The following is a 14,502-nucleotide window of genomic DNA, read 5'->3' as shown; positions in this document are numbered from 1 at the left end:
TAATACTGCGGTTGCTTAAAACAGGTTTTTTGGACAACTCGGTTGAAAAACACCGGCCCGGTACTATTTTTACTGAGATTTACATATGGCATCTCATTAATTTTCCACACTCCAGTCAATTGCCCACTATTTGTATATTCAATAGAGAACTTGGAGTCGCTGTAGAGAGTAAGAGACTTCATTGACGCGCAGCTTTCAGCTATATACTTGCCAGCAATCTTGTCCCTGGGCTTACGCCTATATCCTTTGTCGACAAGATAAAGTCCAATGTTTCCGTCTCGATACCAGTGATTGCCAGTTTCTATATATGCTACCTCAATATCGTCGTACCCTAAATCAAAATAGGCATAAACTGATCAAAAGAGTCTTTAATAATCGCTTTCGAACCACTAACAACTGTTGATATGTTAAAAGTATTAGGTGGCCGAACAGATATAACTTTTACCTTATACCCCTCCCTCTCGAGAGAAGTTCTTACTTTTTCAGTATTATGCTCTTTTAAATTATAATCATTTAAGTAGATAGTTGATGTTGAACAGCTACTAATAAAGGCTACGGCTAAAAAATTAAAAAATAAACTAATAAATATTTTACTTGAAATCATTAAATAAAACCCTCAACCAATGAGACATTATTTATTAACTTAGGAAAACCCACTATGTCAGTCTAGTTGTTCAGTTGGCAATTTCGCCATTAGTTAATAAGCAGTGGGCGGCATAGGTTCATGTATGCCATGTTATTCTGAAGAGCGCAAAGCGGCAACGCTCAAAAAATTATTACCGTCACAGAGTCGTCCGTTATCTCCGCTTTTTGCATCGGTAGGCTTAGGGATATAGCACGACCTCCATCTACTTCTAACCACTCTGTGGCGTACTTAAAGCTCATACGGCCTTTTTTTAAGTACAACTCACCTACCGGAAACCCGTTCATAGAGCAATAAAGCGTTCGGGTATGCGATTTTCGTCCCATTAGAACCTCAATGATTTTTTCGCAAGTGAATTAGTCGGCGTGGACACTTCATTCTTGGGCAGGTTGACGATCTTAAACTCCAATTCGAGTACCGCACACAGTTTGATAAGCATATCGACAGAGACTTTTTCATGTCAGTTTTTTATGCAGAATTGTGAATAAAGCAAGTTTATACATATATCTGTATAAAAGCGGGCCGACGATTGGATCTTTAAACGATGTGAGTCTGTTTCGACGCTGGCTTTATTGTACATTGCGTTGGGATGTAACTGACTGGCTGATGGCACAGCAGAAGTTGTTCTATCAAACGCCACCGGAGCCTGAATTGCAACCGCCGAATATCGTTGAATGTCCGCAGGCGTTTCAGTTCTTTAGAAGTTTCTGATACCCCACAAAAAAAGCGAGCCCTTAACAGAGCCCGCCTTTTATTAAACCACCCTTAAATCGGCTTAAAGCGTCTTCAACAACTCTTCAACGGCACGTTCTAATTGCGGATCCACGTTCTTGGCTTTATATGCCGGTGGATTAAAGACCTCAATATCAGGTTGTGCTGGGGTAAAGTCCATGTTGGCGTCAGATTCTTTTACCCACCAGCCTCTAAATGGCATTCTGATAATTGAGCCATCGACCAAGCGCTCAGCGCCGGTACTGATAACTGCGCCAAAGGTCGGGCGACCAACGAGTTTACCAATATCTAATGACTTATACGCATGAGCAAAAATTTCAGCGTTTGAGTAGCTGTTTTCGTTGCTCATGGCAATCGATGGTTTAGTCCATGCTGACAAAGGTAAACGTTCAGAGTAGGGGTATTTATCTCTGAATTTCTTCTGGTCTTTGTCCAGATTGTCAGTCGCACCGCGCGGGATCGTGTAAGCGTGTTGCTCTACGTTTAATACCGCCATGAGGTAGTCGGTTGTCCAGCCACCACCGTTGTAGCGTACGTCAATGACGATACCGTCTTTGCCGTAGCCGGCGGCCATTAGTTCACGCTCAAAACGTTCGAAGCTGGTCCAGTTCATACCGCGAATATGCAAGTAGCCTAGGCGACCGTTGGAATATTCTTCGGTCAGCTTGCGACGTGTTTCGACCCAGTTGTCGTACTTCTCGTCACTTAAACTTGTGGTTGGCCAAAGTACCACTTCGGTTGGCTGGTCGGCTCGCTTAATATCGAGCAATACGCGTTGGTTAGCATAGCCGTTCAGCAGCTGATAAAAGTTTGCACTTTTAACCGACTGTTGGTTGACCTGTGTGATGACATCGCCCACTTGTAGGCGGCTCTCATCACGGGCGGCAGGGCTTTTATCCAAGACAGAGGTCACTTTTAAGCCATCGGCAGTGGGCACCACTTCGACACCGAGCAAACCGGTGCGGGTTTCTTGGGTGTCTTTCGGGTTTTCACCACGATACAAGCCCATGTGACTTGCGTTCACTTGGCCAAGCATCAAGTTAAAGATGTACTGAAAGTCTTCTTTCGTTGATGCTTTTAACGCCAGTGGACGATATTTTTCTTTCAGCGCTTTCCAGTCGTTACCGTGAAATTCAGGATCATAGAAACCTGCGTTCAGCGCTTGCCACGCCTCATCAAAGATCTGCGCCCGTTCGGCCATATGCTCGATGGTTTGTTGAGATACCGTCGATAAGGTTTCTGGTTCGTCCTTTTTGGTATCTACCTTGACTAAAGTGCCGCGCTCGACAAGTGCAAAAAGGCTTTTGCCATCGGTACTTAGCGATAAGCTGCGAGGGCTTTGGTCACCTTTAATGATGTGCTCTTTGTCTTCGCCATTCCACTTAATTTTGAACAGGTCTTGGTCCATCTCGAAGTTCTGGCGACCGGCACCACCGATGGTGTAATAAACGTGCTCGCCTTCTTTGTCGAACGCTAAACCAGATTCGTTACCTGCAAAACGTGTTACTTGAACAAGCCGTTTATAGATGCCGTCCAAATCAATCTGCATAGGCTCAACGGCGTCTTCCGCAGCGTCCGAATCGTCTTCAGATTCTTTGGTATCCGCAGTTTCCTCAACAAACTCGTCGCGTTTCCACTCCTCTTGCGAGCGTTGCCAATCGCTTTCTTTTAGCCATGCAAACCAAATGTCGTAATCGCCATTGTTCCGCATGGAACTAAAGCCTAACTTGCTGCCATCCGGAGACCAGACTGGGCTGTAATCGCCTTTTGGATGCATGCTGACGTTAACGGGTTCTTGAGAGTTATCCGCCGCATGAATAAAGATTTCGCTGTTAAATGATAAGTCAGATTTAGCGTAGGCTAACCACTGGCTGTCTGGCGACCAGCTGACACCGCTCGGTGTTGCCCAGCCGTCTAATAGCACAACGGGGTTGGTCAGTGACTGATCATCGGCTACATCCGCGACAATGAGTTTTCCACGACCTTCACGGTAAGCCACTTTTTTACCATCTGGCGAGACCAAAGGCTCATGTTCTTCGGCATCTGTGCGCGTTACCGGTTTAACTGAATGCTTTAACGACCTAAATAGGTTTGGCTCTTCAGAATCCGCTGATGTCACTGCAAAAATATCATTTTGACCATCGCGGTCAGAAACAAACAACACGGTGTTGTCGTCTAACCAAGCAACATCTCTGTCGCGTGCGGCACCCGTGGTGAGTCTGACCGAGCGCTTATCTTCTTTATCGTTGCGCTTTACAAATACGTCGCCGCGCACAACATAAGAAATCAACTTACCGTTGGGTGAGACACTGTACTCATCCAAAGCGTTGGTGGTTGACTTGTTGGTGACCGGGTCAAAACGAAAGTCTGTAGGAATCGATAGGTCGAGTGATTGGCGCTTGCTACCGGCTATTAACTGTACTTTATCGGCGGCTTGATAAACGAGGTGATTGGCCTGCTTATCGATGCTGAAGTGCTCGACGCCAAACTCGCGCTCATCAGTAATTTGCTCGGCGCGGTTTGAACCCAACTTCTGCCTAAACACGTTGTATTTGCCCGCGCGCGATGAAATAAAATACAGCTCGTTGTTACTAGACCATTGTGGCATAAAGTCGTTGCCATCAAAGTCGGTCAATTGTTCGTATTCACCCGTTTCGGTATCGTAAATCCAGATATTGCGGTTTGCCGGGCCGCGATAATCTTCGCGTGAAATACGGCATGTGCCTCGAACAAAAGCAATTTTTTTGCCGTCAGGCGATACCACCGCGTCAAAACCGAGCGCATCCATAAACCGTGCTTCGGTTGCATCACCACTCGGCGCAACGCCGTAAACTTCCCACTCACGCTCAACTTCAGCGTATAAACGACGCGTATTAAATAGCACTTGGTTGTCGTGACCAAACCCAAGCACACGATCAGGCGCACTATGATAGGTCAAACGATCGGGACGACCGCCTTGGCTAGGCATCACAAACACATCGTCATTACCAAATCGGTCACTACTAAATGCGATGGTTTTACCGTCTTTTGACCACTTTGGTGAGCTCTCATAGCCCTCGTGGATGGTTAAACGGTTGGGGTTTGTTCCCGACGTTGACATGGTCCAGATATCACCTTGATAACTGAAGGCGATTTGGGTGCCATCGGGGCTGATTTCGGGTTGCATGATTAGCGGTCGTTCTGGAGCTCCGTTTGACGCAGAGGCGCCAAAGGCCGCAGAAACAAGCAGGCTGGTTACCAGTCGTTTCATAGTTTAACTACCTATTTTAGTTAGAATTATTAAAATTTTGTTGATGGTAGCAAAAATATGAGGTCGGGTACGGAGGTTCAGCTCATTACTCGGTAGGTCGCGCATTTTGCGCGACGTACCATTTTTTAATTAATTAACTTAAGCGGATTGAAGTTGTTTCAAATAGTCGTCGTAACTTCCCGAGAAGTCACGCATGCCTTTGTCGGTTAATTCAATAATACGAGATGCCAGTGACGATACAAACTCGCGGTCATGACTGACGAAGAGCACTGTTCCATCGTAGTTTTCGAGTGCTAGGTTCAGTGCTTCAATTGATTCCATATCCAAGTGGTTGGTCGGCTCATCCATCACTAATACGTTGGGACGCTGCATAATGAGCTTGCCGAAGATCATGCGTCCTTTTTCACCACCCGATAAAATCGACACTGGCTTTTTGATATCGTCCTGAGAGAACAACATGCGACCCAATACACCGCGAATTGCCTGCTCATCATGGTGTGGTTGCTTCCACTGGCTCATCCAATCAAATACGGTCATTTCCTGTTTGAACCAGTCGGCATGGTCTTGTGCATAGTAACCTATATTAACGTTTTCAGACCACTTAATGATGCCATCGTCAGCTGCGTATTGATCGACCAAACACTTCAGCAGCGTGGTTTTGCCGATACCGTTAGCGCCGAGTATGGCGACCTTTTCGCCGACTTCGACCATGGCATTCAAATCTTTTAATACGTGTAAGTCACCAAAGGACTTATTGAGTCCCTCGATCTCGAGTGCTAAGCGATAAAGTTTCTTTTCTTGCTCGAAACGAATGTATGGGCTCACTCGGCTCGATGCTTTGACTTCGGCTAATTGAATCTTCTCAATCTGTTTTGCCCGCGAGGTCGCTTGTTTGGCTTTTGATGCGTTAGCAGAGAATCGGCTGACAAACTGTTGCAGTTCGGCGATTTTATCCTTTTTACGCGCATTCTCATTCAGCAGTTGTTCGCGTGCCTGTGTTGCGGCGAACATGTACTGGTCGTAGTTACCTGGATACACGCGTAACTCGCCGTAATCGATGTCAGCCATGTGGGTGCACACGCTGTTTAGGAAGTGCCGATCGTGCGAAATAATGATCATCGTCGCTTGGCGTTCATTGAGTACCGTTTCTAGCCAACGAATCGTATTGATATCCAAGTTGTTGGTCGGTTCGTCCAGTAACATAATATCAGGTTCTGAAAACAAGACCTGTGCGAGCAAAACCCGCAATTTAAGACCCGGTGCAAGTTCGCTCATCAAGCCAAAGTGCGCTTCGAGCGGAATACCGACACCGAGTAATAGTTCGCCTGCGCGTGACTCTGCTGTGTAACCGTCCATTTCGGCAAATGCGACTTCAAGGTCAGCAACACGCATGCCGTCTTCTTCGCTCATTTCAGGTAAGCTATAAATACGATCGCGTTCTGATTTTACTTGCCACAGTTCCTCGTGACCCATGATAACGGTATCAACGACACTGAATTGCTCATAAGCGAACTGATCCTGCCTCAATTTACCGACGCGCATGTTTGGATCAGTGGATACATTGCCAGACGAGGGCTCTTGGTCGCCGCTGAGGATGCGCATAAACGTCGATTTACCGCAGCCGTTGGCGCCGATCAGACCGTAGCGGTTACCTTCGCCAAATTTCACTGATATGTTTTCGAATAGAGGTTTTGCACCAAATTGCATGGTGATGTTTGAAGCAGAAATCACGTTTACGCACCTGAATAAAAAATAGGCGCGTAATCTACGCGTTTTGGGCGCAAATGACAAAGGAAGATTGCATTTATCCTAAATGTCCTGTTTTGACCCAGATAACGGTTTCTTCATCCACGAACGGGTGGTGAACGCTCATATGTGGATTACGGAGCCAGGCTCCTTTGGGATAACGACCGTGTTCATCACAAAATTCGCCGGACAATACAAATATTTCTTCGCCACCGAGGTGCCTATGAGGCTTAAATTTCTCTTTTGTTGCGATGTTAAAAATATTTGACACGAGGGCGCTATGAATCTAATCTGCTGATGTTAACTATTTTTAACATGGTGGGTGGGTTATGGCATTTCGTGAAAAATCAGCATGGCTGATGTTAATCATTACGTTATTGGTCGGTGGCGGTCTTACTTTTGAGGTTGTGCAGGGCTTTAATTCAACAAGCCAGTGGCCGCCAGCTGTTTCGGTCTTTACACGTTTGACGGTGGGGCTCATTGTGCTGAGTATTGTCGGTCAGATCGCGTTAGCGTTTATTGATCGTAAGTCGGCGAATCGCCCCGCAGATGAACGCGAGAAAACCATTCAACAACGTGCGGATGCCTATTCTGGTATCTTGTTGGGTGTGCTCATTGTTTCTAGTTTAATGACGTACTTGGTGCATCAAGACGGGGATCTTCTGTTTTTGATGGCATTGCTGAGTTTAGTGGTGGCGCAAGCTGCGGAGTACGTTGTAGAAATTATCGGCTATCGACGGGGTTATTAATATGTTGCCCATTGATAACTGTGTGCGTGCTTTGCGCGAACAACACGGTGGAATGACCCAGGCCGAACTCGGGGACAAGGTTAATTTAACGCGTCAGACCATTGCGGCAATTGAACAACGACGTTATTCACCCTCACTTGAAACTGCATTTCTGATAGCGCGCGTTTTTGGGCAACGCCTTGAAGATGTATTCTGGTTTGACGAGAGTGCGACTTCCTAATGCGTTTTTAATCACGCATCGAGCTTTTTAACATAGGCCGCTTGTTTTAAGATGGCTTGAATCATTGTGCAAGGGAGCACTGTATGATTTTGAACATGATTGCCTTAACTTGGCTAGCCGGTTTTACGGCGTTCTTAGGCGCTTTGTTAGCCAAGTGGGAGGGGTCGGCCGAATCTGCGAATAAACAGAAATTAGTGCATGGCGTTGTCGCCATCGGTGGAGGGATCCTCCTTTCCGCGGTTATGTTTGCATTGTTACCGGAGGCCAACAATAACTTGCCCGTCTGGGCTGTCGCGTTGGCATTTATGGCTGGCGGTGTCCTGTTCTGTTTAGTTGACCAATGGCTAGCAAAGCAGGCAAGCCAAGCCTCCCAACTACTGGCAATGTTGTTGGACTTTATTCCAGAAGCTTTGAGTTTGGGTGCGATGTTTGCAATCAAGCCCGAGTTTGGCATGTTACTGGCGCTATTTATCGGTTTGCAAAATCTACCTGAAGGTTTTAATGCCTTTAGGGAACTCCAAGGTTCTAAGTTGTCTGAGAAAAAGCGTTTAGTGGGCTTTTTTCTGGTGGCGTTTATCGGCCCTCTGGCGGCACTCACTGGGCACTGGGTTCTTGCTGATTATACCGAGGCGACAGCTGTTATCATGGCGACTGCTTCAGGTGGTATTCTCTATCTTATCTTTCAAGATATCGCGCCGCAATCGACCATGCCACGTTATTGGACGCCGCCGCTAGGCGCTGTATTTGGATTTATTATTGGTTTATTAGGTAATCAACTACTCGGTTAAAACAAGGAAACGTTAAGTGAAGCCAAGTCAAAAAGGTTTACGCAGAATCATTAATGCGAACCGTTATTCTTTCCGTGGTTTAGTCGCCGCACTCCGAAGTGAAGCTGCATTTAGACAAGAATGTGCGTTGCTTATTATTATTGTCCCCACATTGCTATTTGTTCAGACAGGTTTGATTGCCAAACTGCTATTGATCATCACTTACGGGATTGTGTTGATCACTGAATTATTGAACTCTGCTATTGAAGCGGTCGTTGATCGTATTGGCCCTGACTTTCATGAGCTGAGTGGTAAAGCAAAGGATATTGCCTCGGCAGCGGTTTTCATTTCGATTCTGCTGATGTTAATCACATGGGTGAGTATCTTGTTTTTAGCGCCGAGCTAAACCGTTTAATCGAATTTATCGTAAGAACGACTTTAACAAACCGAAAGGAGTAGTTTCCATGGCCAAAGTATTGTTGATTACAGGCGCCTCTTCGGGGATTGGCGAAGCCACCGCGAAAGAAGCAGTAAAGCAAGGTTACAAGGTTGTGGCAACCGCTCGCAGTGAAGATAAGCTGCAAGCATTGGCAAATGATTTGGGCGCTGAGCACGTATTACCCATTGCGGCCGATGTAACGGACTATCAGCAACTGGAGCGCGTGGTGCAGCAAACCGTTGATCAGTTTGGTCAACTGGATGCCGTGTTCGCTAATGCGGGCAAAGGATTAAACGCTGCAGGCACTGAAAATGGCGACCCTAACGAGTGGCGCGAAATGATTGATCTTAATATCAATGCGTTACTTTATACCGCCAAGCTTACTTTGCCACACTTAAAGAAATCCACGGGTCACTTTATTATGACCGGTTCGGCAGCCGGTCGCACATCGATTAAAGGCTCTGTCTACGGGGCAAGCAAGTGGTTCGTGCATGGTTTTGCCCAAAACTTAGCGGAAGAGATGCGCGAATGGAGCGGACGCTGCACGGTGATTGCACCGGGTATGGTCAATACGCCGTTCTTTGATGAGCCCAAACCGGATAAATTAGACCCTCAAGATGTCGCCGACGCGGTCTTACATGCGCTTAATGCGCACCCGCGTAACTGTGTTCGCGAAGTGTTCTTAATGCCTGGCTACTAATGCCTATCAACACAGAGAAACAACCTATCGCGTGGAAGAGGCTGCTGATTTTCAGTGGCCTCTTTGTTGTATTAACGGCTCTTGGTTTTTACAGCATTCAGCAGTTTTTCCAAGGTGCCGAGCTACAATTTGATAGCCAGTTATTGCAACCTGCGGTGTTGCTCAGTTTGCTGGCGCTACTAATTGTTTATTTCGCCAGTGACGGATTGCGCCTCTATTTTACTTTACGGGCACTGGGGTATCGTGTGCCGGCAGCGCCAATGACTCGGCTGATTTTTATTAATATGTTTTTTTCCAATGTTACTCCGATGGCGACCGGTGGAGGCTTTGCGCAAGTGTGGTATTTGGCGAAGCAGGGCGTGCCGGTGGGACGTGCGACGGCAGCCACAACGATTCGGACTGTGTTAGCGGTGATTTTTATCTTCACATTTACGCCGGTGTTATTGCTGACACTGCCTGCACTTTCTGACTCAACTTTGTCTAAAGGCATTGGCGGCTCGCTTGCTATATTGGTCACGGCTTACTTAGCATTCTTTGCGATGGTGCTGTTTAAAACCCACTGGCTGATTGCGCCAATCAATGGCGTGCTTAGAGTACTTGCGACAGTCAATTTAATTAGTGCACATAAATGCCGTGTACTTGGCTTTTGGAGCAAACGTGAAATGCTCCGTTTTGCTGGCAGTTTTCGAGATTATTGTAAGGGCAAACCGCTCTATGTGTGGGGCTCTGTGTTTTTCACGGTTGTCTTTTTATTAAGCCTTTTCAGCTTCCCCGCTATTCTATTATGGGGACTCGACTATACGGTTCCTTATTGGCAGTCCGTTGGTCTTTTGGTGGTGACTACCTTTGTCATGTATTTTGCACCAACCCCCGGAGCATCAGGCGTTTCTGAGGGAGTTTTCGGTTCGTTTTTCGCACAGTTTGTGCAAAGTCATCATTTATTATTAATTATCTTTAGCTGGCGCTTTATCACTATTTATTTGGGCATGCTGATTGGCATGGTGACGTTGCAGTATGAGATGTTGGCAAGTCGCAGGAAGGGCGCATGAATAAAAATCAATGGCTGAAGATACTGTTTTACGTCAATGTCGTCATTGTGGGGCTGGTTATCGGCTATAAGATTTATTTGAATTTTAGCCAACCAGAATTTGAAGTAGTACACAGTGAACAGGTCGCCAGCATCAGTAGTCGCTTACAAGGGGATTCAGATTATCAGTTTGCGGTACTCGGCAATATTAACAATTCGATTGGTATCTTTGAGCAGCGGATCATTCCTGAATTAAATCAAGCTGATATCGACTTTGTCGTATCTGCTGGTAATGCGGTCAGCGGTGGTGGAGAGGATAAATATCGCGCGCTCTATGGCAGTCTTTCACACTTGAATAAACCTTATTTGCTCACCTTTGGTGACAATGAATACGACGAGTTTGGTAGTTTTCGCTACTACGAACATTTTGGCCCTCACTTTTTTAGCTTTGTAGCAGACAGCACGCGTTTTATCTTTTTGGATAGTACGGGTAAAACGCCATGGCAGTGGCAGTTGCGTTGGTTGACGGATATTTTGCGCGCCGATGAGTCAAAGCATCGCTTTATTTTTGTATCTCACCCCCCGGTGCAGCCGAAAAACGAGACCTTGTTTGCGACGGAGGATGACTTTTTACAACCATTGGGTTTTCGCTCTGGGCTATTGCAACTGGTCGAGCAGCATTCAGTTGACGCGGTATTTTCCAGTCATTTATCGATTTACGATAAAGTCATGTACAAAGGTACGCCATTTTATATCACGGGTGGTGCAGGTGGCTTAGTACTTAATCACGATAACAGCTTCTACCATTACTTGATGGTGCGTGTAACAGATGCCGGTATCGAGGTGAATGTGAATGAGCTTGAAGTCGGTCAACATCCGGTGCTCAAAATACTCGAAAGCCTCTGGTTCTTTATTTACTCTTTGCTTTATGCAGGCTACATCAACTTTATTCTTATCGTAAGCGCACTGCTACTTGTGAGCGTAAAGCTGTATCAAATGGTGTTCGTGGGCAAGTCTTATTATCCTGATTATGATATCGACCCGAAGCCATGGTTAAGTAAGCCACTAAACATCGTGATGTTCACTAACAACTATTTGCCGTTCATCGGCGGTGTACCTATTTCTATCGAGCGCTTAAGAGTCGGTCTAAAGCATCTGGGTCATAAGATCTCGATCGTAGCACCCAAATACGCGAATGCGCGTACCGATGAAGCGCATGTTATTCGTATGCCCAATTGGTTTTCATTTGGTGAAAACAGTGAATTCCAGTTCGCGCATTTATTTTCACGTGTAGTGAGACAAAAGGTGAAAGCACTCAAGCCTGATATTATTCACGTGCATCATCCGTTCTGGATAGGTTCGCTTGGTGTTTATATGGCTAAGCGTTTGAAAGTACCCGTCGTTTACACCTACCACACACGGCTAGAACACTACGCTCATTATGTCATGCTGCCGGGTAACCTATTTCGGAATATCATCGCGCATATTATGGTGCGCCGTTTTGCCAACAAATGCGATAGTGTGATTGTGCCCACCCAGTCGGTTGAAGAGTATTTGCGTATGATTGGTGTGACGCGACCTATCTACGTACAACCAACGGGTATTGAGTATCAGCGCTTTCAAAAAGTCAGCCACGATAAAATTAAGTCAATAAAAGCGTCACAGTCCATGAATGACGACGAATGTATATTGGTAAGTGTGGCGCGTCTCTCTGACGAGAAAAATATCGACTTCATGATAGACGCGATGGTGGATATCCGTAAGCGTGCCAATAAGTCTGTGCGCCTGCTGCAAATCGGTGAAGGACATCAGCGCGACTATCTGCAACAGCGGATTGATGACAATGGGCTGACTGACTGTGTTCAGTTAGTGGGTGCCGTACCGCCCAAGGACATGCCTGAATGGTATGCGTTGGGTGACTTATTTGTGTTTGCGTCGCAGTCTGAAACTCAAGGTATGGTTATTCTTGAGGCGATGGCTGCGGGTATGCCGGTTGTTGCTGTGCGCTCGAGCGGTATAGAAGATGTCGTCGAAGATGATATTAACGGCTATAAAACGCCTGCAAAACAAGACCGTTGGAGTGAGCAAGTGGTCAAGCTCATCAATGACGATGAGCTTCGTGAGCGACTCGGTAAACAAGCACTTAGGTTCGCTGCGGACTACTCTGTGGAGGCGTTTACTCGCCATGTTGAGTGTGTCTACGGTGAAACTTTAGCGCGATTCAATAATAAGGATAAGCGCGACTAACAAACGAGTTTCTACTGTTCTTTTAGAAACTCGGTTTCGTTACCGTCTGCATTTAATTGTCGGATACGCGACGGAGCGCCGTCCTGATCAAAACTGACCCAGCCGATACCGGAGTGGTTCCAGAGTCGCTCGCCGGCATCACGGCCGGTCGGCAGCCGTGGAGACACGGCGAAACGGCGTCGTTTAGTTAGCCAGTTGAGAGGTGATCGTGGGGAGTATAGCCAGCGGTTCATACGGTCGAGCCACTCTAATAAGGTGTTCGGGAACTCGTTTTTAACGCCACTACTGGTAATTTGCCAGATCGATGATTCGGCTTTTTCGCGTCGTAACTGCACGTCATATACAAATGAATAGTGCACGTCACCCGACAGAATCGTGAACTTTTGCGGTGTGCGTTTGTGGGAAAAGATATTAAGTAAGGTATTGGCGGCACCGTTGTGCGCCATCCAGTTTTCAGCATCGACAACGAGTGGCTTACCCAACGCGGTAAACACCGTTTGGATTGCTTCTATTAGTTTCACGCCAAAAATCGGTGCCGGGGACACTAAAATCACAGCCTCTTGATCCATAATTTGGTGCTGCATCTCCATTAGAGATTCCCAGTCCATTAATCCCGATGGCTTGCGGATGCTACGTTCACTTCGCCAGCGGCGGGTACGGGTATCGAGCACAAGAATTTTGGGTTGCGTGTCTAGGGTGAACTGCCATTGCTCCCAACCCAGCAGTTGCTCAATAAGTTGATCGTGCTCTTCCGGTTGCTCAGTTAATGGCTTTTCAAGTAATCGTGCAGTGGCATCCATAAGGGGGGTTACCACTTCGGGCTGGTTGCCCCAACCTTGAAAAATTAAATAGCCCCACAGCGCGTTGCCGACAATACGTTTTGAAAAAGGATGGTGGTAGGCCGTGAGCTCCCAAGCGGCTGATAAGTTCCAGTCATCGGTCACATCGTGATCGTCAAACATCATATAGCTGATGCTGTGTGCCATGGCACGCGCTGCTTGAGGCAATGTTTTAACGAATTTATCAACGGTTGCCTGTTCATCGGTAAAGCGCTTTTGTTGTTCTTGATTTAACTGCGACGGTTGTTGCACCTTGATTAAACGCCAAGGCGTGGGTGACCAACAGAGCAGATACATGGCGAAGACTTCAGCGGCAGTAATCAGGTGGTTACCCGCGTGTGCTGAGGTAAAAATCGGTTTTTTCACGCCACCAAAAAATTTCTCAGTCAGCGCTTCATTCGCTTTAGTATCCGGTAGCAAGGATTGGCGGCTGTAATAGCCATTTGGGTGTTGAATTAAATCATCCAGTTGATTCAGTTGATCATCGGGCAAAGCCTCATCAGATAGCTTTAGTACTTCAATTAATGCGTGTATGGATGCCAACATCGGGCCGGCGACATCATCAACGTAGACTTGATCCCCTGTGTGCAGAAGAATACCCGCGCGTTTCGAGGGGCGATCGAGGTGTGCCTCAATCTCTTTATCAGCACGTGATAACCCATCATCAGCGGGATGATGAGGGCGGCGACATGAACCATGAAGCAGTTGGTCAATCGTCTCTTTATAAACAAACTGCGGACATGTTTGTCCTGAATAAAGCAAGAAGTCGTGTTGTTCTGATAAACGCTCGTTTTCGGTAGGCCAAACCAGGTCGTAACCGATTCGTTGGTTGTGGGCAAGCGGTTGAGCAGGCTCGACCCTTATCAACATCACATAAGCATGTTTGCCAATAGCAATGACTCGGTCTGTTTGTTTGATATCGACCGGCGTCTCATCGATACTACATTCCACCTGAGGAACATGGTCGCTTTTCGTGACCAGCCACAAGTAAAAATGATCAGACTCAACATGCCGAACTAAGGGACCGCAGAGCAGTTGCGGTAAGTCTTTTAAAGTCGATTCATTCTTCATTTTGGCTTTGTCTCAAGTTAGGCATGTTCGGTCGAAATACTGTTCTATCAAAGTTTCGCAATTCAGGACAGT

13 protein-coding genes are annotated in these 14,502 nt (G+C 46.6%); 8 read left to right on the top strand and 5 right to left on the bottom strand.

The genetic code is table 11. The features are described 5' to 3' along the window. Positions 1 to 182: hypothetical protein (locus ABNS04_RS04865; RefSeq protein WP_348671211.1), on the bottom strand; the 182-nt coding region annotated here is incomplete at its 3' end. 1,007 nt (positions 183 to 1,189) lie between these two features. On the opposite strand from ABNS04_RS04865, the gene ABNS04_RS04860 reads away from it, so the two are divergent. Further along, the gene (locus ABNS04_RS04860) at positions 1,190 to 1,354 is read left to right on the top strand and encodes a hypothetical protein (RefSeq protein ID WP_272978886.1); all 165 of its coding nucleotides are present in this window, start codon (positions 1,190 to 1,192) and stop codon (positions 1,352 to 1,354) included. A 64-nt stretch (positions 1,355 to 1,418) separates the two neighbouring features. Here the strand turns inward: ABNS04_RS04860 and ABNS04_RS04855 are convergent, their stop codons facing one another. The 3 genes from ABNS04_RS04855 to ABNS04_RS04845 all read right to left on the bottom strand — a co-directional run bounded on the left by ABNS04_RS04855 (position 1,419) and on the right by ABNS04_RS04845 (position 6,657). Further along, on the bottom strand, positions 1,419 to 4,625 hold the full coding sequence (locus ABNS04_RS04855) for a S41 family peptidase (RefSeq protein ID WP_348671210.1): 3,207 nt from the start codon (positions 4,623 to 4,625) through the stop codon (positions 1,419 to 1,421). 138 nt (positions 4,626 to 4,763) lie between these two features. Continuing rightward, entirely contained in the window at positions 4,764 to 6,356 is a 1,593-nt protein-coding gene (locus ABNS04_RS04850) for an ABC-F family ATPase (protein ID WP_006954012.1), read from the bottom strand. A 73-nt stretch (positions 6,357 to 6,429) separates the two neighbouring features. Then, positions 6,430 to 6,657: a cupin domain-containing protein gene (locus ABNS04_RS04845; RefSeq protein ID WP_272978888.1), complete on the bottom strand. Its 228-nt coding sequence runs from the start codon at positions 6,655 to 6,657 to the stop codon at positions 6,430 to 6,432. A gap of 43 nt (positions 6,658 to 6,700) precedes the next feature. On the opposite strand from ABNS04_RS04845, the gene ABNS04_RS04840 reads away from it, so the two are divergent. From ABNS04_RS04840 to ABNS04_RS04810, 7 genes are all read left to right on the top strand, one after another. Next, the gene (locus ABNS04_RS04840) at positions 6,701 to 7,120 is read left to right on the top strand and encodes a hypothetical protein (protein ID WP_348671209.1); all 420 of its coding nucleotides are present in this window, start codon (positions 6,701 to 6,703) and stop codon (positions 7,118 to 7,120) included. A gap of 1 nt (position 7,121) precedes the next feature. Further along, entirely contained in the window at positions 7,122 to 7,340 is a 219-nt protein-coding gene (locus ABNS04_RS04835) for a helix-turn-helix transcriptional regulator (protein WP_006954006.1), read from the top strand. A gap of 83 nt (positions 7,341 to 7,423) precedes the next feature. Next, positions 7,424 to 8,128 (top strand): ZIP family metal transporter, encoded by a 705-nt coding sequence (locus ABNS04_RS04830; protein ID WP_006954004.1) that lies wholly within the window; start codon positions 7,424 to 7,426, stop codon positions 8,126 to 8,128. A gap of 16 nt (positions 8,129 to 8,144) precedes the next feature. Beyond that, the gene (locus ABNS04_RS04825; RefSeq protein WP_006954002.1) at positions 8,145 to 8,513 is read left to right on the top strand and encodes a diacylglycerol kinase; all 369 of its coding nucleotides are present in this window, start codon (positions 8,145 to 8,147) and stop codon (positions 8,511 to 8,513) included. Positions 8,514 to 8,571: 58 nt separating this feature from the next. Further along, the gene (locus tag ABNS04_RS04820; RefSeq protein WP_272978125.1) at positions 8,572 to 9,246 is read left to right on the top strand and encodes an SDR family oxidoreductase; all 675 of its coding nucleotides are present in this window, start codon (positions 8,572 to 8,574) and stop codon (positions 9,244 to 9,246) included. After that, a complete protein-coding gene (locus ABNS04_RS04815) occupies positions 9,246 to 10,295 on the top strand; it encodes a lysylphosphatidylglycerol synthase transmembrane domain-containing protein (RefSeq protein WP_272978124.1) in 1,050 nt (349 codons plus the stop codon). Before ABNS04_RS04820 ends, ABNS04_RS04815 begins: the two co-directional genes overlap by 1 nt. Beyond that, entirely contained in the window at positions 10,292 to 12,520 is a 2,229-nt protein-coding gene (locus ABNS04_RS04810) for a glycosyltransferase (protein WP_272978123.1), read from the top strand. Before ABNS04_RS04815 ends, ABNS04_RS04810 begins: the two co-directional genes overlap by 4 nt. Before the next feature lie 11 nt (positions 12,521 to 12,531). Here ABNS04_RS04810 and ABNS04_RS04805 read toward each other — a convergent pair whose 3' ends face one another. Then, positions 12,532 to 14,430, bottom strand: a complete 1,899-nt coding sequence (locus ABNS04_RS04805; RefSeq protein ID WP_348671208.1) for an alkaline phosphatase family protein — start codon at positions 14,428 to 14,430, stop codon at positions 12,532 to 12,534. Positions 14,431 to 14,502 lie beyond the last annotated feature (72 nt).

The sequence above is a fragment of the uncultured Idiomarina sp. genome, assembly GCF_964010655.1.
Lineage (GTDB): Bacteria > Pseudomonadota > Gammaproteobacteria > Enterobacterales > Alteromonadaceae > Idiomarina > Idiomarina baltica.
The sequence above is the reverse complement of the archived record's forward strand: the minus strand, read 5'-3'. Positions and strand labels throughout refer to the sequence as shown.